Genomic DNA, 18,314 nt, shown 5'->3' with positions numbered 1-18,314 from the left:
ATGGCGTCCGGCTGCGCGACTATCCGTGAGGAAACCTGCGAGCAATTCGAGGCAAACCGTAAAGACACCGACTACAGTACGCAATATCAATTTTCCGAGTCGGATACGGAAACATTCGCCAAGAACTTCAAGCCGTTACCCCGCGGCGCAAATACTGTGGTCCGCCTGTACCGGATACAACTCGACCCTCCCAAGGTAAAGCCCTGCCGCCATCTCACGATCCATAAGGAAATATATCTGCTGCAAAGCGCCCGGCTGAAACGGACGCTGGAAGAAGTCCGCGAAATCTACACGACCGACGGCGCACTGATCGCGACCAAGACAGAATCCGTCGGCGACCGGCTCCGCACCAGCGGCTACTATACGGGAGAGACAATGCTGCCGATTCCCGAAAACGCACCGTTGGGGAAATACCGTATCGTGAGCAAACTCGTGTTGAAAACGAACAAGAAATCCAAGACTATCGTGCTCGCCAAAACCAGCGTGAGTTTCCAGGTATTGTCGCGGCAATAGACCGGCTATTTGATAAATCCATGCCTGGCAAGAAACTCGCGGGTGATCTCTGATCCGCCTCGTGCCGCGTACTCGCCGTGTATGAGTCGCTCCAGATAACGCGCCACAAGATCCACTTCGAGATTGACCTCTGAATCCTCCTTGATAGCGTCCAGCGTGGTTTCCGCCAGCGTATGCGGAACGATATTGACCTCAAATTCCACACCATGAACGGCATTGACGGTCAAGCTCACGCCATCCACACAAACAGAACCTTTTTCCGCGATATATTTTGCCAGGCCTTCAGGCGCCTTGATCCGGAACTGTACTGACCGGGCCGCCTCGCGGCGACGGACCACAACGCCCACTCCGTCCACGTGGCCACTCACCAGATGTCCGCCCAGCAGGGTCGACAGCGTCAGGGCCTTTTCAAGATTCACGGAATCGCCGCTACGCAGACGCCCCAGTGTCGTGCGTGCCAGGGTTTCGCCGGAGACATCCGCCGTAAACCCCGCGACGGAATGCTCGACAACCGTCAGACAGACACCACTGACGGCAATACTGTCGCCGGTGTTAACATCCGACATATCGAGTTTCCCGCGGGCGATGCGCACGCGTGCGTCACCGCCGCTGGCTTCGAGGGCGGCGATTTTTCCGACCGACTGAATGATTCCCGTGAACATATGACAATGAAACGTGTAAAGTGAATGGTGAAAAATTTGAAATCGCGTTTTAGTTCCTGCTTTTTACTCTTTACTCTTCATTTTTCACTGACTCTGGCGATCACCCGCCAATCTTTCCCAATGGGCCGCACATCCATGATTTCAAGATTAACCCGATCCGCCATGCGTGCCAGCGGCGTTAGCGCAAACATCCCGCGCTCATTATTCCCCATGATTTGCGGTGCGTAATAGAGCACCAATTCATCCACCAGGTTCGCCCGCAACAACGCGCCGCACAACGTGGCGCCCGCCTCAACCAACACCTCGTTCATCTCCAGCCAGGCGAGATGCTTCATTAGCCTCCCCAGGTCCACGGTCTTCTGCTGCGTGGGCATATCGGCGATCTCGGCGCCGGCTTTTTTCAATTTCTCCGTAATCGCCATGTCCTGACTCGCCGTGATCACCAAAGTCTTGCCCGCGCCGCGCAACATACGCGCCGTGACTGGCATCCGCAGGCGGCTGTCCACCACCACGCGCAGCGGCTGACGACCGGTCTTGATGTCACGCACATTCAGCGAAGGATCGTCCGCGAGTACCGTGCTTACCCCCGTCAGGATTGCCGAACTGCGCGCGCGCCATTTTTGCACGTCCGCGCGTGCGGCCTCGCCCGTGATCCACTTGCTCTCGCCGTTGGCCATGGCAGTGCGTCCATCGGCACTGGCCGCAAGTTTCACTCGAACATACGGCCGGCCACGCTTCATGCGGCTCACGAATCCCGGGTTTAGCGTTTCGGCCTCTTTCTCCATCAGCCCGACATCCACCCGGATACCATGACTTTCCAATACCTTGATCCCTTTGCCCGCGACCTGCGGATTCGGGTCGCGCATCGCCGCCACGACCCGCGTCACGCCTGCCTTGATAAGCGCTTGAGTGCATGGCGGCGTGCGGCCCTGATGACAACAAGGTTCGAGCGTCAGGTACACGCCAGCGCTGTGTGCCTGAATTTTTCCCGCCTGATTCAGCGCATTGACCTCGGCATGCGGCTCACCGGCACGCTCATGCCAGCCTTCGCCGATGATTTTCCCGTCCTTCACGATCACGCAGCCGACACGCGGGTTGGGATCGGTCGTGTACATCCCGCGGCGTGCAAGCTGCAGGGCGCGCGCCATGAAGCGCGCATCGGCGGCGGAGGTCGTCATGACTTCTTACCCGCGGTGTGCGGTTTCCGTCCCTGCGCGGCGCTTGATTTGGGCGGCGTCTCCGGCTCGGGAATCAGCGAAAGCTGCTTGCGCCGCGTCTCGGCGCTTGGCTCGTTCTGCAAGCGCTGCACTTCCTCGCGAAAGGCATTGAGGTCCTGAAAGCTGCGATATACCGAGGCGAAACGCACGTAGGCCACCGGGTCGAGATCCTTCAGCTCTTCCATGATCCACTCGCCAATCCTGCGCGAAGCGACCTCGCCCTCGCCACTGGCCATGAGTTTGTGACGAATACGACCGATGATTTTATCGATCGCATCGGTATCCACCGGGCGTTTTTCGAGTGCACGCGACAGGCCATTTTGCAGTTTCTTTTCGTTGAACGGCTCGCGGCGCCCGTCGGACTTGATGATCTGGGGAAGGCGCAGCTCGGCGCGTTCGAAGGTCGTGAACCTTTCGCCGCAGACCTCGCACTCACGCCGGCGGCGCACGGAGTCACCTTCGTCGGAAAGCCGCGAATCGACGACACGGGTTTCATCAGCGGAACAGAACGGGCAGCGCATAGCAGAATAGTAGCAAGCAGCGGCTGAAAGGCGAACTGTCCGCCCCGCCAGCGGTTAGCTGCTAGCGCTGGCTGGACTCATACACCGGAAACCGCCGACAAATATCCAGTGCCTTGGCGCGAACCGCGGTGCGCACCGCGGCGTCGCTCATGCGATCGAGAATATCGCAGATCCAGCCGGCTAGCTCGCGGGCATCCTTCTCGCCGAAGCCGCGCGTGGTAATGGCCGGCGTGCCGATGCGGATGCCGCTGGTGATAAACGGCGATTGCGGATCGTTGGGCACGGCATTCTTGTTCACCGTGATGTTCGCCTCGCCCAGCGCCGCTTCGGCATCCTTGCCGGTAATGCCCTTCTCGATCAAACTGACCAGAAACAGGTGATTGTCGGTGCCACCGGAAACCACCTTGTAACCGCGGTCCATCATGACTTTCGCCATGGCGCGGGCGTTGTTCAGCACCTGCTGTTGGTAAGTTTTGAATTCGGGCGCGAGCGCTTCCTTGAAGGCCACTGCCTTGGCCGCTATGACATGCATCAACGGGCCGCCCTGGCTGCCTGGGAAAACCATCGAGTTCAATTTCTTTTCGATCTCGGGATTGGCCTTCGCCAGAATAATGCCACCGCGCGGTCCACGCAGCGTCTTGTGCGTGGTGGTCGTCGTCACATCGGCGATCTGCACCGGATTCGGATAAATACCCGCGGCAATCAGTCCGGCGACATGCGCCATATCGACAAACAGGTAGGCGCCGACGCTGTCCGCGACGCGGCGGAACCGTGCCCAGTCGACCACGCGCGAATAGGCAGAGAAGCCCGCCACGATCATTTTAGGCTTGTGCTCGCTGGCGAGACGCTCGACCTGCTCGTAGTCGATCTCCTCGGTCTTGTCGCTCAAGCCGTATTGCACGGCGTGGTAGATCTTGCCGGAGAAATTCACCTTGGCACCGTGCGTGAGATGCCCGCCATGCGCGAGGCTCATGCCGAGAATGGTGTCGCCGGGATTAAGCAGGGCCATGTACACCGCGGCATTCGCCTGCGAGCCGGAATGCGGCTGTACGTTGGCATAGGCCGCGCCAAACAATTGTTTGGCGCGTTCGATGGCCAGGCGCTCGGCAACATCGACGTACTCGCAGCCGCCGTAGTAGCGCTTGCCCGGATAACCTTCGGCGTACTTGTTGGTGAGCTGAGAACCTTGAGCCAGTAACACACGCGGACTAGCATAGTTCTCGGAGGCGATCAGCTCGATATGCTCTTCCTGGCGCCGGGCTTCGTTCTGGATCGCGATCCACAGCTCGTCGTCAAAGCCCTTGATGGTCATGTCATTCGTGAACATTTAAACCTTGCTCCTGTCCGTTGCGTACCGCCCATCCCGTTCGATAACGGGGGTTAGCGGCCTGAAAAGCGGCCTAGGATATACGATTATGCCCGGCGATGCATGGGTGGACGTGGAACACGCCACGCATCGAGCTTGAAGCCCTCGGGAAATGTCAGTGATCCAATCAGGGGTATTGCGCCTGCAATAGATTTACCACTGCGGCAGAAAATGGAAGTCAGGCATAGAGGTTAATGGCCTGAGTCAGAAATTCCGCGTAGTTGATATAGTGACTGCCATCGCAGGAAAAATTCAGCCCCACCAGACCGTTCACCACGTTGAGGGAAGCCGAACGCAGGTAGATATGATTATCTTGCATGCGCAGGCGTTTGAATTCGGCCAAAACTTTCGGGATTTCCGGCGTGGGAACGAGCGCCTCTTCCGTATAGGGCAGGCGTGGATAGGCCAGGCAGATGTCCGGATCGAGAAACTCTTCCTTGACGTGCACGCGGTAGCGCAGCGGGTCGTCGAGCAGCCACAGGGTCACCTGTCCGGTGGAGAAGTGCATCTTGGCGTGAAACACGCCGTGCCCCAGGATCAGCACCTCGACACGCGCGAGCACTTCGTCGAGACTCTTGTCGAATTCATTCGGCACGCGCGCCTGCTTGAACACGAACTGGCGCACGGAGGGATCGCCACGGATTTGCAGCCACCGTGAGCGCATTGCTCTACTTCTCCTGCATCAGTTTCCTGGTTCCGCCAAAACTGCGCAACAACATCAGGGAAAACCAGTGCCAACCGACTTTGAGCGCACCCAGATTCTGTATCATGGTTTGCGCAAACATGGGTTTCCCTCAATGGCCGACGGTACGTTTTCTTTCATATCCTTGTGCAGCATGGCTCTGACTCCCGGTAGGCGTGGTGCGCATGTGTATCCAATAGTTGTTATAGCAACCCGTGTGCCAACCATACACGATGAAAAAACGGCGCGGTTTCAAGTAATTATGCGATGCAACGAGGTGCACCCACGATCGAGTTGCACCAGCAACGGGAATCGCACCGCGCCTTGAACTAATTTGGTGCAGAAAACAACGCCAGCAGTGTGAATAGCATTGCGCAATGACTTATCGCTGCCGTGAGGATCGTATAACGGCACGAGGCTGAAAGATGGAAGGGACTGTCTGCCCGGGTGGGCGGCATACTGAAGCGACTACTAGGGGCGGCCGTCTTCGAGCGTCTCTTTCTTCACCGGCATGAGGTCCTCACGCGAAACACCGAGCCACATGACAATGGGGCTCGCCACCAGCGCTGAGGAATAGATGCCGAACATAATACCGATGGTGAGCGCAAGGGCGAAATAATGCAGCGTCTCGCCGCCGAGGAACAGCATAGCGAGCACCGCCATTTGGGTGCTGCCGTGAGTGATGATGGTGCGCGAAATCGTACGCGTGATGGCGTTGTCGATGATCTGCGGCACGGTATGCTTGCGCAGCTTGCGGAAATTCTCGCGCACGCGGTCGAACACCACCACCGACTCGTTCACCGAGTAGCCGAAGATCGCGAGCACCGCGGCCAGCACCGTAAGCGAGAATTCCCACTGGAAGAAGGCGAAAAAGCCGAGGATGATCACGACGTCATGCAGGTTCGCGATAATCGTTGCCACGCCGAATTTCCACTCGAAGCGGAACCAGAGGTAGAGCACAATGCCAATGGAGACGAATAGCAGCGCCAGCGCGCCGTTCTCAACCAGCTCCCGGCCGACCTGGGGGCCGACAAACTCGGTGCGGCGCAGCTCGACCGTCGGGTCGCCCTGGCGCAGGGATTCCATGACCGTCTCGGACAGCTTGGCGCTGGACGTTTCCTTCCTGAGCGGCAACCGGATCAGCACGTCGTGAGAGGTGCCGAAATTCTGCACCGCCACATCGCGATAACCAAGTTTGGCGAGCGAATCGCGGATCTGCGGTACATCCGCGGCCTGGCGGTAATTGATTTCCATCACCGTACCGCCGGTGAAATCGACGCCAAAATTCAGGCCCTTTGTGATCAGGAAAAACACGGCGAGCAGGAACGTCACACCTGAAATCACGTTGAACGCCAGCGCGTGGCGCATGAACGGGATGTCTTTTCTGATTTTGAAAAATTCCATGGTGCGTCTTACCCCTTGGCCGAACTCGTTTCTTTCCAAGCGGTATTGCCGATTGGAATTTTTTCCAGCTTGCGCCGGCTGCCGTAAATCAGATTGACCATGCTGCGTGAGACCATCACCGCGCTGAACATGGAGGTGAGGATGCCCAGGCACAGCACGACGGCGAACCCTTTGATCGGACCGGTGCCGAACATGAACAGCGCCAACCCCGCGATCAGGTTGGTAACGTTTGAATCGAGAATGGTGCCAAAGGCCCGTTCGTAGCCGGTGTAGATACTGGCCTGCGGTGTATTGCCGTTGCGCAGCTCTTCGCGGATGCGCTCGTTGATCAGCACGTTGGCGTCGATCGCCATGCCGACGGTGAGCGCGATACCGGCCATGCCGGGCAGCGTGAGTGTTGCCTGAAGCATGGACAGCAACGCCACCAGCAGCAGCACGTTGATCGCCAGTGCCATCACCGAGATCAGGCCGAAGATGACGTAATAAACGCTCATGAACAGCGCGATAGCGGCGAAACCGACCCAGGTCGAATGGAAACCTTTGGCGATGTTGTCGGCGCCGAGGCTCGGGCCCACGGTGCGCTCCTCGATGATCTCCACCGGCGCGGCGAAGGCGCCGGCACGCAACAGCAGCGACAGCTCGTTCGCCTCCTGCACCGAATCGAGACCTTCGATCTGGAAACGCTTGCCCAGTTGCGAACGGATCACCGGCGCGGTAATCACCTCTTCCACGCGTTTGCTCACGCGCTGCGGGCGGCCGTTGGCGTCAAGCACCGGTTTGCCCTGTTCGTCGAGTTTGGGTTCGGACTTGATTTCGATATACACCACCGCCATGCGCTTACCGACGTTCTCTCCGGTAATGCGCTGATTGATGGCCGCGCCGCGCGCGTCGAGAGTGATTGAGACGATCGCGCTGCCGGTCTGACTTTCAAAGCCCGGCGCGGCATCCACGATATTGTCACCCGAGTAGATGAGCCGGTTCTTGAGCAGAATCGGACGCCCGTCCCGCATCTTGTACAGCTTCGACCCGGCCGGAACCTGCCCCGCGAGCGCACCGGCCAAATCATGTTCCTCGTCCACCATCATGATCTCGAGGGTCGCGGTGCGCCCGAGGATTTCCTTGGCCTTGGCGGTGTCCTGCACGCCGGGCAGTTGCACCACGATGCGGTCTTGTCCCTGCTGCTGGATGATCGGCTCGGCCACGCCCAGCTCGTTGACGCGATTGCGCAACGAGTTCATGTTCTGTTCCAGCGCAAACCGGCTCTTTTCGAACACAGCGGTTTGCTTCATTTTCGCGTTGATGGCGAAGTCACCGCTACGATCCGCGTCGACAAGTTCGACGTCCGGGAGTTCCTTGCGGAGAATGTCACGCCCTTTGTCGCGCTCGGCGCCATCGCGGAAGCGGATCTCGATACCGCCACGGTCGAAGCGCGTCACTGTCAGGTACTGCACCTTTTTCTCGCGCATGATGCGGCGCATGTCGTCGACGTAACTCTCCTCCGCCTTCTTCAGCACCGCCGCCATGTCCACCTGCATGAGGAAGTGCACGCCGCCGCGCAGGTCGAGACCGAGGTACATGGGTTTGGCGCGCAGCGCCTCGAGCCAGCCAGGTGTTGCCGGCAGCAGATTCAGGGCGACGATGTATTGCTCGCCCAGAGCCTTCTGCACCAGATCGCGTGCCCGTAACTGGGTTTCCGTGTCGGTGAAGCGGATCCGCGCGCCCTTGTCGTCGAGCACGGCACTTACGTAAGAAATATTCGCCTGCTTGAGTTGGTTCTCGGCAAGAGACAGCAGGCCCTGATCAACCTTGGTGGTGCGTGTCGGCGAGATCTGGACGGCGGGATACTCGCCATAAAGGTTAGGCAGGGCATAAACGATCCCGACCACGACAACGATGAGGATAAGCAGGTATTTCCAGAGCGGATATTTGTTCATATTTAAAAATTATTTTTAACCGGCGGGCCACCAGAGGCGCCAGGAGAATCGTTCCTTGTTCTCATTCCCTTGCGATACTGGCGTCCTGGCGATTCAGATCAAATTTTTTGATTCTTAAGCCGACTTGAGCGTGCCCTTGGGCAGAACAGTTTGGATCGCCTGACGTTGCACTTTGATCTCCACTCCCTCGGCAATGTCCACCGTCACGTAGGTATCGCCGAGGTTCGTGACCCGGCCGAGGACGCCGCCCGCCGTCACGACCTCGTCGCCCTTGGCGAGCGCGGAGATCATGGCCTTGTGTTCCTTGGCGCGCTTGGCCTGCGGGCGGATGAGAATGAAATAAAACGCCGCGAACAGTACGCCGAGCATGATGAGAGTCACGAACGGACTGCCTTGTGCCGGCGCACCGGCGGCGGCCGGGGCTTCGGCCCAGGCATCGGAAATCAGAAAGTTCATGGTGTTTCCTTCGGTTATGTCAGTCGGATCCCGTCGGCGCCTCTTGGGAGGCGGCCGGGCGGCGCATACGATAAAACTTCTCGACGAAATCATCCAGTTTTTTTTCTGCGATGGCCTGGCGCAGGTTCTGCATCAGACGCTGGTAATAGTGGAGATTGTGGATGGTGGCGAGCCGTGCGCCCAGAATCTCGTTCGCCTGCTGCAGGTGGCGCAGGTAGGCACGGGTGTAATGCCGGCAGGTATAACAGTCGCACAGCGGGTCCACCGGGCCGGTATCGCGGGCGTAACAGCTGTTTTTGATCTTCACCGCCCCGTCATGGGTGAAAAGCCAGCCGTTGCGCGCATTACGCGTGGGCAACACGCAGTCAAACATGTCCATGCCTCGGCGCACCGCTTCCACGAGGTCCTCGGGCGTGCCGACCCCCATCAGGTAGCGTGGCCGGTCGGCGGGCATTTGCGGCGCGATGTGGTCCAGAATGCGGAACATTTCGCTCTTTTCCTCCCCCACCGACAGGCCGCCGATGGCATAACCGTCGAAACCGATCTGCTTGAGCCCGGTGAGCGAAATATCGCGCAGATGTTCGTACATCCCGCCCTGCACGATGCCGAACAGCGCCGCGGGATAATCCGCATGGGCGATCTTGGAACGTTCGGCCCAGCGCAGCGAGAGTTCCATCGAGGCGCGTGCTTCGGGCTCGGTCGCCGGGTGGTTCGTGCACTCATCGAATATCATGATGATGTCGGCGTCGAGCGCCTGCTGCACCGCCATTGACTCTTCCGGACCGAGGAAAATCTTCGCGCCGTCCACCGGCGACTGGAACCACACGCCCTGCTCGCTCAGCTTGCGCAACTGCCCGAGACTCCACACCTGGAAACCGCCGGAGTCGGTAAGGATGGGGCCGTCCCAGTGCATGAAGCGGTGCAGTCCGCCGTGCACCTTGATCGCGTCCACACCCGGGCGCAGCATCAGATGAAAGGTGTTTCCGAGGATGATCTCCGCCCCGCACTCGCGCAACTCTTCCGGCGTCATGCCCTTGACCGTGCCGTAGGTGCCGACTGGCATGAACGTGGGCGTCTCGACGGTGCCGCGCTCGAAAATCATGCGCCCCCGGCGCGCGGCGCTATCTGATGCAATCAATTCAAAACGCATTGGTCTCCGGCATATGGCGGGTCACGAACATCGCGTCCCCGTAGCTGTAGAAACGGTATTTTTGCGCCACCGCGTGCCGATAAGCGCTAAGCACATGCTCCGTGCCGCCGAAGGCGCACACCAGCATCAACAGCGTCGATTCCGGCAGATGGAAATTGGTCAACAGCGCATCCACGATATGAAAATGGTACCCCGGATAGATAAAAATTTCTGTTTCACCTTCATAGGGCGTCACGCTCCCGCTGTCTGCCGCGGTCTCTAACGCTCGCACCACGGTGGTGCCGACCGCCACCACGCGCCGCCCTTCCCGCTTCGCCGTATTGATTTTTTCGCAGGTGGCCTGCGATACGCTGAGATATTCCGCGTGCATGCGATGCGCGCGGACGTCGTCCACCCGGATCGGCTGAAACGTCCCGGCGCCGACGTGCAAGGTGACAAAGGCGGTCTCCGCCCCCATCCCCTTGAGACGCGCGAGCATGGCCTCATCGAAATGCAGACCGGCGGTAGGTGCGGCGACTGCACCAGGATGGTGCGCGTACACCGTTTGGTAACGCTCGCTGTCGCTCGCGTTGTCCGCACGTTCGATGTAGGGCGGGAGCGGAACATGACCGATGCGCTCAAGAATCTCCGTCGCCGGAACATCCGTTTCGAATATCAGATGGTGAAATTCGCCCTCGCGCTGCTGCACGGTCATGGTAACATTCCCGTCCAATATTAGTTTCTGTCCCGGCTTCGGCGGCTTGCTCGCGCGCAGCTGGGCAAGCACACGATGGGTATCCAGAATACGCTCCACCAGCACTTCGACGCGCCCGCCACTGTCCTTGTGGCCGAACAGGCGCGCGGGAATCACGCGCGTGTCGTTGAACACCAGCAGATCGCCTGCCCGCAGCAAGCCGGGCAGATCGTTGAAACGCAGATCGCGCCGGGTGCCGTCCACGCCATCGAGAGCCAGCAGGCGGCTGGCGGTGCGCGACGCTGCCGGATATTGCGCGATCAGATCGTGGGGAAGGGAATAATGAAAATCGGATTTCCGCATGTACTTTGACCAAGCCCCGCGCACGCAGCGCGGATATGCCTCAACCGTCCTTAAGCGGACGGCATACTATACTATGTAGCCAGAACCAGTCTCGGAACAAACGAAAGGAACTATGCCCGGCACCCGTTACACGCTTGAAGTTCAACCCGTCCTTCCGGAACGGCTGAAACGCCTGCAGGAACTGGCCAATGACCTGCTGTACAGCTGGGACCGGGAGGTGCGCGCCCTGTTCTTCCGTCTCGACCGCGAACTGTGGGAGGCCTGCTGCCACAACCCCAAGGTATTCCTGCGGCGCTTGTCGCAGAAACGGCTAAACGATGCCGCCGAGGACCGCGTGTTCATGGAGGACTACAACCGCGTCCTGTCGGGCTACGACACTTACCATCAGGAGCGAGCCCGCTCTGATATCCTCCAGTATCTCGATCCGAACGAGGATCTGGTCGCCTATTTCTGCGCCGAGTTCGGCTTCCACGAAAGCTTCCAGATATACTCCGGCGGCCTCGGCATCCTCGCCGGAGACCATTGCAAGGCGGCCAGCGACCTGAATATTCCGTTTGTCGCGGTCGGCATGCTTTATCGGCAGGGCTATTTCACCCAGACCATCGACACCCACGGCAACCAGGTGGCGCATTACTCGCCCACGCACTTCGCCGACCTGCCCATCGTTCCGGCAATTGACGCCGACGACAAGGAAATTCACGTGCAGGTCGACATGCCCGGCCGGCGCGTCCAGCTCAAGGTCTGGAAGGCCAAGGCCGGTCATATCACGCTCTACCTGCTCGACAGCGATCTGCCGGACAACGCCGAGGTCGACCGGCGCATTACCTATCAACTTTACGGCGGCGACATCAACACGCGCATGCAGCAGGAAATCGTGCTCGGCAGTGGCGGCGTGCGCGCGCTCGGCGCGGTCGGGCTCAAACCGACGGTATGGCACATCAACGAAGGTCACGCCGCGTTCCAGATTCTCGAGCGCTGCCGCGAAGTCGTCGCCCAAGGTCTGGATTTCGACAGCGCCCTGGAACTGGTCGCAGCCAATACCGTTTTCACCACCCATACGCCCGTACCCGCCGGCCATGACATCTTCGATTACACGCTGATGGAAAGATATTTTGGTCCTCAGGTGAAAGCGCTGGGTCTGGACATGGAAAAACTGTTTTCTCTCGGTTCCAGCCCGGACAGTCAGGGTGGTTTCAACATGACGGCGCTGGCCCTGCGCGGCTCGCGCTTTCGCAACGGTGTTTCGCGGATTCACGGCAACGTGGCCTCGCGCATGGACGCCTACATCTGGCCCCAGATTCCCCCGGAGGAAAACCCGGTCGGTTGCATCACCAACGGCGTGCACGTGCCGACGTTCCTGGCGCGCGAATGGGCAAACCTCTTCGACATGCGCTTCGGCAGCGGCTGGCGCAACGAATTGCTCAACGATGAATTCTGGAAGCACATTGACGATATTCCCGACCACAGCTTCTGGAGTCTGCGCCAGTCATTGAAATCGGAAATGCTCTCGGAAGTAAAACGCCGGGTGATCCTGCAGCACCGGCGCCACGGCACGAGCGAGGCACTGATCGAACGCTACACACAATACCTCATGCCGCAGGACGCCGACATTCTCACGCTGGGTTTCGCGCGTCGCTTCGCCACCTACAAGCGCGCCACGCTGCTTTTCTCAGACCCGGTACGCTTGGCGCGTCTGTTCAACGATCCCAAACGCCGCGTGCTGCTGATCTTCGCCGGCAAGGCGCATCCACACGACCTGCCGGCACAGCATTTGATCCAGGTTATTCACGAGTACTCGCGCCGCCCGGAATTCGAGGGAAAAATCATCCTGCTCGAGGGATACGATCTGGCGCTGGCGCGCAAGCTCGTCACCAGCGTCGATGTGTGGCTGAACACGCCGGAATATCCCATGGAGGCGAGCGGCACCTCGGGAGAGAAGGCCGGCATCAACGGCGTCATCAACCTGAGCGTGCTCGATGGCTGGTGGGGCGAGGGTTATAACGGCGATAACGGCTGGGCGATCACGCCGCACGGACCGCAGTATGACAGCGTTTATCGCGACCGCGAGGAAGGCCAGGAATTGCTCGATATCCTTGAAAAGCAGGTAATTCCGCTTTACTACGCACGCAACGGCCACGGTTATTCGGACGGGTGGGTGCGGAAATCGAAAAATTCCATGAAGTCGCTGATTCCGCGCTTCAATTCCCAGCGCATGGTCATGGACTACGTGCGCAACTATTACGCGCCCGCGAAACGCCAGCGTCTCATGATGATGGGCAACCAATACGCGCGCGCCAAGGAAATCGCTACGTGGCGAAAACGTCTCGATCAGAGCTGGCCGAACATCAGCCTGCGGCGTGTGGACGGTGGTCCGTCTGAAATCCGTTCCGGCCAGGTATTTTCGCTGCGCGTGTCCGCGCGCCTGAACGGCCTGCACCCGGATGACGTCCTCATGGAGTGCCTCGTGGGACATGAATCGGAAAGCGGCGAGTTCGTCCGTCTCGACAGTCACATTTTCACGGTGGAATCACACAACGAATCGGGAGAGACGCTGTTCAGGCTGGATCTTTACCCGCGGCTGGCGGGCCTGCAATATTACAAAATCCGGATGTTTCCGTTCCATCCCTCCATGTCCCACCGCTTCGAATCGGGGTACATGATTTGGCTGTGAGTAGTGAGGAGTGAAGCGTGAGGAGTTAGGACGGCAAGCGAAGTCTCTCCGCCTCACGCCCTCCCATACAGCCGCGCCATGCGCGCCAACCGCTCCATCAGATCGGGCGGTAATTGCTCCCAGGCAAAACGCCAGCGCCAGTTTCCCTCCGTCGTGCCCGGCGTATTCATGCGATATCCGCGTCCTAGTGCCAACAAGTCCTGCATGGGAATAATCGCCAGTTGCGATACCGACGCGAAGGCGGAACGGATAAGCGGCCATGGCATGGACTCGTGCGGATAGCCGAGATATTCCACAGCGTGTAATTGCGTTTCCGCCGGCAGATTCTCGAACCACGCCAGTGTCGTGTCGTTGTCATGCGTGCCGGTGTAAACCACGCTCGCCACGCAATGGTTGTGCGGCAGATAGGGATTGTCCGCACTGCTGTCGAAGGCGAATTGCAGAATTTTCATGCCCGGCAATTCGAATCGGTCACGCAGCGCGTAGACTTCCGGCGTGATGAGACCGAGATCCTCGGCCGCCAGCGGCAACGCGCTGAAATGCGTTTTCAGGGCTTCAAATAGCGCCGTGCCCGGAACCTTCACCCAGCGGCCATGGATCGCGGTGTCTTCCGTCGCCGGAATTTCCCAGCAGGCCTCGAAACCGCGAAAGTGGTCCACGCGCAACAGATCGAAACGCCTGAACTCGGTGGTCAGCCGCGCGATCCACCAGCGGAAACCGTCCGCCTGCATGCGCTCCCAGCGGTACAGCGGATTGCCCCAGCGTTGCCCCTGCTCCGAAAAATAATCCGGCGGCACGCCGGCGACCACGGTCGGCTGGCCTTCGGCATCGAGCATGAAATATTCACGCTGGGTCCAGACATCCACGCTGTCGTGCGCCACGAAGATGGGCATGTCGCCAAACAGCAGCACATGGCGTTCGTTGGCATGTGCCCGCAAGGCCTGCCATTGACGGGCAAACACAAACTGCTCGAAGAACACTTGCGCAATCTCGTCGATGAAGCGCACGCGCGCCTCCGCCAGTGCCTGCGGCTGGCGGTCGCGCAGCGGTGCTGGCCATTGAAACCAGGCGCGCCCGGAATATTCCCGGCGCAGCACGCGGTAAAGCGCATAATCGTCCAGCCAGTGCGCCTCAGCGTTAATGAAGTCCTCGAAGACCTGCTGGTCGGAAACGGAAGCGCGCTGCGTGAATATGCGGTACGCCTGCGCGAGACGCTTGAGACGATAACCCACCGGATTTTCCGAACTGGCGGCTTTGGCGTCATCCAGCCAGCCCCATTCCACCAGACGTTCCAGATTGATGAGCATGGGGTTGCCGGCATGCAACGACAACGAATGATAAGGCGAACCGTCGCGGTGCGGCGGTCCGAGCGGCAACATCTGCCACACGCTGAAACCGGACTGTCCCAGAAAATCCACGAACCGGTGCGCATCCGCGCCGAGATCGCCGTTGCCGATACCGCCCGGCAGCGAGCTGGGATGCAGCAGCACGCCGGCGCGCCGGCGTTCGAGCACTGCGGGAATCATCCGCTGGAAAGCTGGCCGGGGCGCATGGCGCCGCCGTGCACAGGCGCGCCGCCACCGTGTGTGAACACCTGCGAGAGATACTCCGGCGGTTCGGCGGCGATCAGCTGATAAAGATTTGTCAGGTGTTGACGGTAGAGGCGCTCGAAATCGGCCACCGTCGCTGCCGGATTGTCGCCGCCAAACCACCAGAACCAGTCCGAACCCTCGCACACCGCGAGCTGTCGGGTCGCGCGATCGAGATGCGCGGCGTCGAGGCGGCCGGCGGCGGCATCGAAGGCGAGCTTGGCGTCGCCCAGCATATCCCAGCCACGGTTTTTGTCAGGCTCGCCGATCCAGGTGGACAGCGTACCGTACACCCATGAACCGGCGATGAGAGTTTGCAGGGATTTCACCGGCATGGTTTTGAGACAATCCGAGAACGTGGTCAATTCGATTTTCGGATGCTCCGACAGACGGCGATAGAGCGCGTGTAGGAAATAATAGGCGTTCTCCGGATAATGCTCCCAGGCATTTTCACCATCCATGATGATGGACACCACGTGCTCGGGATGGCCGCTGCAACGCAGCGCGATCTCTTCAAGATGGTTCAGGAAATTGCTCACGGCGTCATCGGCGTGCCACGTGGCATAGTTGAAACCGATCTGATCCGACAATCCGTCGTCGCGGAAAAAACAATTTATGCCGCTGTCCGCCACCGAATAAACTTGGTAGAGCCAGGTATCTTTCGCGCCATCAGTCTTGGCGCCGGAATGGGCAAGGCTGTTATGCAGCACGCTTTCGCCGCTCGCGGCCCAGCGAAAACCTGCCTCCGCCAGGAGTTTCAGCGAAGCCGTGCTCACCGCGCCTTCGGATGGCCAGCAACCGGCCGGCACGAAACCAAAATAACGACGGAACGTCTCGATACCTTCGCGGATATGCCAGCGTGCCCGCTCTTCCCCGCCGGGATACTGCTGCAACAAGGGCAGCGGTGCCTTGGGCATGGCATCGTGCGCGCACTTGAAGTCGAGCAACAGTGGCAGAATCGGGTGGGCATAAGGCGTCACTGAAAGCTCCACCTGTCCGCGGGAGGCCAGGTTTGCATAACGGGGAATCACGTTGGACAGCAGCTCGCCGATCACGGTCAGCAGTTCGCGCCGGTCATGCAGTGTGTAACCGGAAGTCTTGTCGAGTAGCCGTTTCACGCGTAAATCGCCGCGGCGCACGGTTTCACCGAGCCAGGCAAGGTGATACCACACGAGGAGATCGGTGAGAAACTGGTTGTTCAGGTAACGCATCGCCTCCGGGTGCGGCAAAACCCAGGCGGCCATGTCGGCGATCCGGCGGTAGGCGGGAAAACGACCGATGACGCGCGATTCGTTGGCGCGCAGGCAGTCCTTGATGAGCGTCATGCGCTGCTCGTCCGACAGCGGCAACGCCGGACTCACCAGCGCCGCCAGAAGCGGATCGCGGATCGGCAGGCTGTTGGTCAGGAATCCATCCACCTGACGCGCATAGTCTTCAATCTGCTCGAGCAACAACGGCGCGAAATTGACCACGGCGCGCGCCGCCGGCACGGCCTCGAGATGCGCTGCCATGTCCACGTAATCCTTGATCGTGTGCAGGTAGGTCCAGGGCAGATGCGACGTGCCGCTCACCATATCGCGATACTGCGGCTGGTGCATGTGCCAGCACAGGACAAGCTTCAGGCGCGCTTCATCGGACATGATGCAGTTCCTGCCCGAGCATTTCGGCTGTCACCAGCACCACCCCGCGTGGCGTCACGTAAAAGCGCCTGGCGTCTTCCTGTAAATCTTCGCCGATGATCATTCCCTCGGGAATCAGGCATCCTCTGTCGATGATCGTATTCTTCAGACGGCAGTGGCGCTGGATGACGACATCGGGCAAAACCACCGAGTCGGCGATTTCGCAGTAGGAATGCACCTTGACGTTCGAGAACAGCAACGAATGACGCACCTTTGAACCCGAAATGACACATCCTCCCGAAACCATCGAATCCACCGCCATGCCCCGCCGATCGTCGTCATTGAACACGAACTTGGCCGGCGGCAGTTGTTCCTGATAAGTCCAGATCGGCCAGTCGTCATCATAAAGATTGAGCTCGGGTGTAACGTCGACCAACTCGATATTCGCTTCCCAGAACGCATCCACGGTTCCCACGTCGCGCCAGTAAGGTTGCTTGCCCGTGAGCGGGTCGCTGAACGGATAAGCCATCACGCGATACGATTGGATAATCGAAGGAATGATGTCTTTTCCGAAATCGTGCGCCGAATCGCGCAAGTCGGCGTCGCGGATGAGCTGTTCATACAGGAACTTGGTGTTGAACACATAGATGCCCATGGAAGCCAATGCCGTATCGGGGCGGCCCGGCAGTGGCTCCGGATTTTCCGGTTTCTCCTGAAAACCCACGATCCGGTGATGCCCGTCCACTTCCATCACCCCAAACTCGCGCGCGCGTTGAACCGGCACTTCAACGCAGGCGACCGTGGCATCGGCACCGCTTTCGACGTGATGCACGATCATGGTGCCGTAATCCATTTTATAAATATGATCACCGGCGAGAATCAGGACGTAGCTCGGGTCGTGATTGCGCAGGATGTCGAGATTCTGGTACACGGCGTCCGCCGTACCGGTGTACCACGAAGTTTCGATGCGCTGCTGCGCCGGCAGCAGCTCGACGAATTCGCCGAGTTCGCCGCGCAGGAATCCCCAGCCTCGCTGGATGTGTTTGATGAGCGAATGCGCCTTGTACTGGGTCAGCACGCCCACGCGCCGGATACCGGAGTTCATGCAGTTGGAAAGCGGGAAATCCACGATGCGGAACTTGCCGCCAAAAGGAACGGAAGGTTTGGCGCGCCACAAGGTGAGATGTTTCAGGCGCGAACCGCGACCGCCGGCGAGCACCAGGGCCAAAGTGTCGCGCGTCAGGCGCGTGATATGACGCGCGGCAGTGTCCCGAATCATGGTTCGCTCCCTTGATTATCTGAGGCAGCCTGAATCAACCAGGAATGCCGCCATATTAAAACTTCGCCACGGCCACCGAGTCGGCCACCTTGCCGCCTCAATTATCCGTCAATTAGTATTCTCGTTATCGATCTGGCGCTTTCGCGGCAGCTACGACAGAGGAACATACATTGCCCAAGCCAGCGTTAAATATAAATCGTACCGGATCAATAACC

Annotated in this window: 15 protein-coding genes; 2 read left to right on the top strand and 13 right to left on the bottom strand. The window is 59.5% G+C overall.

Annotation, left to right across the window (positions count from 1 at the left end):
* A complete protein-coding gene (locus WB402_RS09345) occupies positions 1-513 on the top strand; it encodes a hypothetical protein (protein WP_424207183.1) in 513 nt (170 codons plus the stop codon).
* A gap of 5 nt (positions 514-518) precedes the next feature.
* Here the strand turns inward: WB402_RS09345 and WB402_RS09340 are convergent, their stop codons facing one another.
* The 10 genes from WB402_RS09340 to queA form a co-directional block, all read right to left on the bottom strand.
* Positions 519-1,175, bottom strand: coding sequence for a riboflavin synthase (locus WB402_RS09340; RefSeq protein WP_424207181.1), 657 nt, complete (start codon positions 1,173-1,175; stop codon positions 519-521).
* A 77-nt stretch (positions 1,176-1,252) separates the two neighbouring features.
* Positions 1,253-2,353 carry a bifunctional diaminohydroxyphosphoribosylaminopyrimidine deaminase/5-amino-6-(5-phosphoribosylamino)uracil reductase RibD gene (gene ribD / locus WB402_RS09335; RefSeq protein WP_424207179.1) on the bottom strand — a complete coding sequence of 367 codons (1,101 nt, stop codon included), beginning with the start codon at positions 2,351-2,353 and terminating at the stop codon, positions 1,253-1,255.
* The gene (gene nrdR / locus WB402_RS09330) at positions 2,350-2,913 is read right to left on the bottom strand and encodes a transcriptional regulator NrdR (protein ID WP_424207177.1); all 564 of its coding nucleotides are present in this window, start codon (positions 2,911-2,913) and stop codon (positions 2,350-2,352) included. The genes ribD and nrdR overlap by 4 nt, the downstream gene beginning before the upstream one ends.
* A gap of 61 nt (positions 2,914-2,974) precedes the next feature.
* A complete protein-coding gene (gene glyA / locus WB402_RS09325; protein ID WP_424207175.1) occupies positions 2,975-4,240 on the bottom strand; it encodes a serine hydroxymethyltransferase in 1,266 nt (421 codons plus the stop codon).
* A gap of 217 nt (positions 4,241-4,457) precedes the next feature.
* Positions 4,458-4,943, bottom strand: a complete 486-nt coding sequence (locus tag WB402_RS09320) for a hypothetical protein (RefSeq protein WP_424207173.1) — start codon at positions 4,941-4,943, stop codon at positions 4,458-4,460.
* A gap of 489 nt (positions 4,944-5,432) precedes the next feature.
* On the bottom strand, positions 5,433-6,365 hold the full coding sequence (gene secF, locus WB402_RS09315; protein ID WP_424207171.1) for a protein translocase subunit SecF: 933 nt from the start codon (positions 6,363-6,365) through the stop codon (positions 5,433-5,435).
* An 8-nt stretch (positions 6,366-6,373) separates the two neighbouring features.
* Entirely contained in the window at positions 6,374-8,299 is a 1,926-nt protein-coding gene (gene secD, locus WB402_RS09310) for a protein translocase subunit SecD (RefSeq protein WP_424207169.1), read from the bottom strand.
* A gap of 114 nt (positions 8,300-8,413) precedes the next feature.
* Complete coding sequence (gene yajC, locus WB402_RS09305; protein ID WP_424207167.1) at positions 8,414-8,755, bottom strand: preprotein translocase subunit YajC; 342 nt, start codon at positions 8,753-8,755, stop codon at positions 8,414-8,416.
* A 19-nt stretch (positions 8,756-8,774) separates the two neighbouring features.
* Complete coding sequence (tgt, locus tag WB402_RS09300) at positions 8,775-9,905, bottom strand: tRNA guanosine(34) transglycosylase Tgt (protein ID WP_424207165.1); 1,131 nt, start codon at positions 9,903-9,905, stop codon at positions 8,775-8,777.
* On the bottom strand, positions 9,895-10,941 hold the full coding sequence (queA, locus tag WB402_RS09295) for a tRNA preQ1(34) S-adenosylmethionine ribosyltransferase-isomerase QueA (RefSeq protein ID WP_424207163.1): 1,047 nt from the start codon (positions 10,939-10,941) through the stop codon (positions 9,895-9,897). Before queA ends, tgt begins: the two co-directional genes overlap by 11 nt.
* Positions 10,942-11,053: 112 nt before the next feature.
* Between queA and glgP the strand changes: the two genes are divergently transcribed.
* Entirely contained in the window at positions 11,054-13,612 is a 2,559-nt protein-coding gene (glgP, locus tag WB402_RS09290; RefSeq protein WP_424207161.1) for an alpha-glucan family phosphorylase, read from the top strand.
* Positions 13,613-13,665: 53 nt separating this feature from the next.
* On the opposite strand, the gene malQ is transcribed toward glgP, so the two are convergent.
* Genes malQ through glgC form a run of 3 tightly spaced genes read right to left on the bottom strand, consistent with a single transcriptional unit; the run spans position 13,666 to position 18,099 of the window.
* The gene (malQ, locus tag WB402_RS09285; protein WP_424207159.1) at positions 13,666-15,138 is read right to left on the bottom strand and encodes a 4-alpha-glucanotransferase; all 1,473 of its coding nucleotides are present in this window, start codon (positions 15,136-15,138) and stop codon (positions 13,666-13,668) included.
* On the bottom strand, positions 15,135-16,841 hold the full coding sequence (locus WB402_RS09280; protein WP_424207157.1) for a glycoside hydrolase: 1,707 nt from the start codon (positions 16,839-16,841) through the stop codon (positions 15,135-15,137). Before WB402_RS09280 ends, malQ begins: the two co-directional genes overlap by 4 nt.
* Positions 16,831-18,099 (bottom strand): glucose-1-phosphate adenylyltransferase, encoded by a 1,269-nt coding sequence (gene glgC / locus WB402_RS09275; RefSeq protein WP_424207155.1) that lies wholly within the window; start codon positions 18,097-18,099, stop codon positions 16,831-16,833. Before glgC ends, WB402_RS09280 begins: the two co-directional genes overlap by 11 nt.
* Positions 18,100-18,314 lie beyond the last annotated feature (215 nt).

It is taken from the genome of Sulfuricaulis sp. (assembly GCF_049587675.1).
GTDB lineage: Bacteria > Pseudomonadota > Gammaproteobacteria > Acidiferrobacterales > Sulfurifustaceae > Sulfuricaulis.
The sequence above is the reverse complement of the archived record's forward strand: the minus strand, read 5'-3'. Positions and strand labels throughout refer to the sequence as shown.

Excerpts from the sequence above, each read along its gene's own strand:
- WB402_RS09345 (WP_424207183.1), top strand. The coding sequence starts at position 1 with ATGGCGTCCGGCTGCGCGACTATCCGTGAGGAAACCTGCGAGCAATTC.
- WB402_RS09340 (WP_424207181.1), bottom strand. The coding sequence starts at position 1,175 with ATGTTCACGGGAATCATTCAGTCGGTCGGAAAAATCGCCGCCCTCGAA.
- ribD (WP_424207179.1), bottom strand. The coding sequence starts at position 2,353 with ATGACGACCTCCGCCGCCGATGCGCGCTTCATGGCGCGCGCCCTGCAG.
- nrdR (WP_424207177.1), bottom strand. The coding sequence starts at position 2,913 with ATGCGCTGCCCGTTCTGTTCCGCTGATGAAACCCGTGTCGTCGATTCG.
- glyA (WP_424207175.1), bottom strand. The coding sequence starts at position 4,240 with ATGTTCACGAATGACATGACCATCAAGGGCTTTGACGACGAGCTGTGG.
- WB402_RS09320 (WP_424207173.1), bottom strand. The coding sequence starts at position 4,943 with ATGCGCTCACGGTGGCTGCAAATCCGTGGCGATCCCTCCGTGCGCCAG.
- secF (WP_424207171.1), bottom strand. The coding sequence starts at position 6,365 with ATGGAATTTTTCAAAATCAGAAAAGACATCCCGTTCATGCGCCACGCG.
- secD (WP_424207169.1), bottom strand. The coding sequence starts at position 8,299 with ATGAACAAATATCCGCTCTGGAAATACCTGCTTATCCTCATCGTTGTC.
- yajC (WP_424207167.1), bottom strand. The coding sequence starts at position 8,755 with ATGAACTTTCTGATTTCCGATGCCTGGGCCGAAGCCCCGGCCGCCGCC.
- tgt (WP_424207165.1), bottom strand. The coding sequence starts at position 9,905 with ATGCGTTTTGAATTGATTGCATCAGATAGCGCCGCGCGCCGGGGGCGC.
- queA (WP_424207163.1), bottom strand. The coding sequence starts at position 10,941 with ATGCGGAAATCCGATTTTCATTATTCCCTTCCCCACGATCTGATCGCG.
- glgP (WP_424207161.1), top strand. The coding sequence starts at position 11,054 with ATGCCCGGCACCCGTTACACGCTTGAAGTTCAACCCGTCCTTCCGGAA.
- malQ (WP_424207159.1), bottom strand. The coding sequence starts at position 15,138 with ATGATTCCCGCAGTGCTCGAACGCCGGCGCGCCGGCGTGCTGCTGCAT.
- WB402_RS09280 (WP_424207157.1), bottom strand. The coding sequence starts at position 16,841 with ATGTCCGATGAAGCGCGCCTGAAGCTTGTCCTGTGCTGGCACATGCAC.
- glgC (WP_424207155.1), bottom strand. The coding sequence starts at position 18,099 with ATGATTCGGGACACTGCCGCGCGTCATATCACGCGCCTGACGCGCGAC.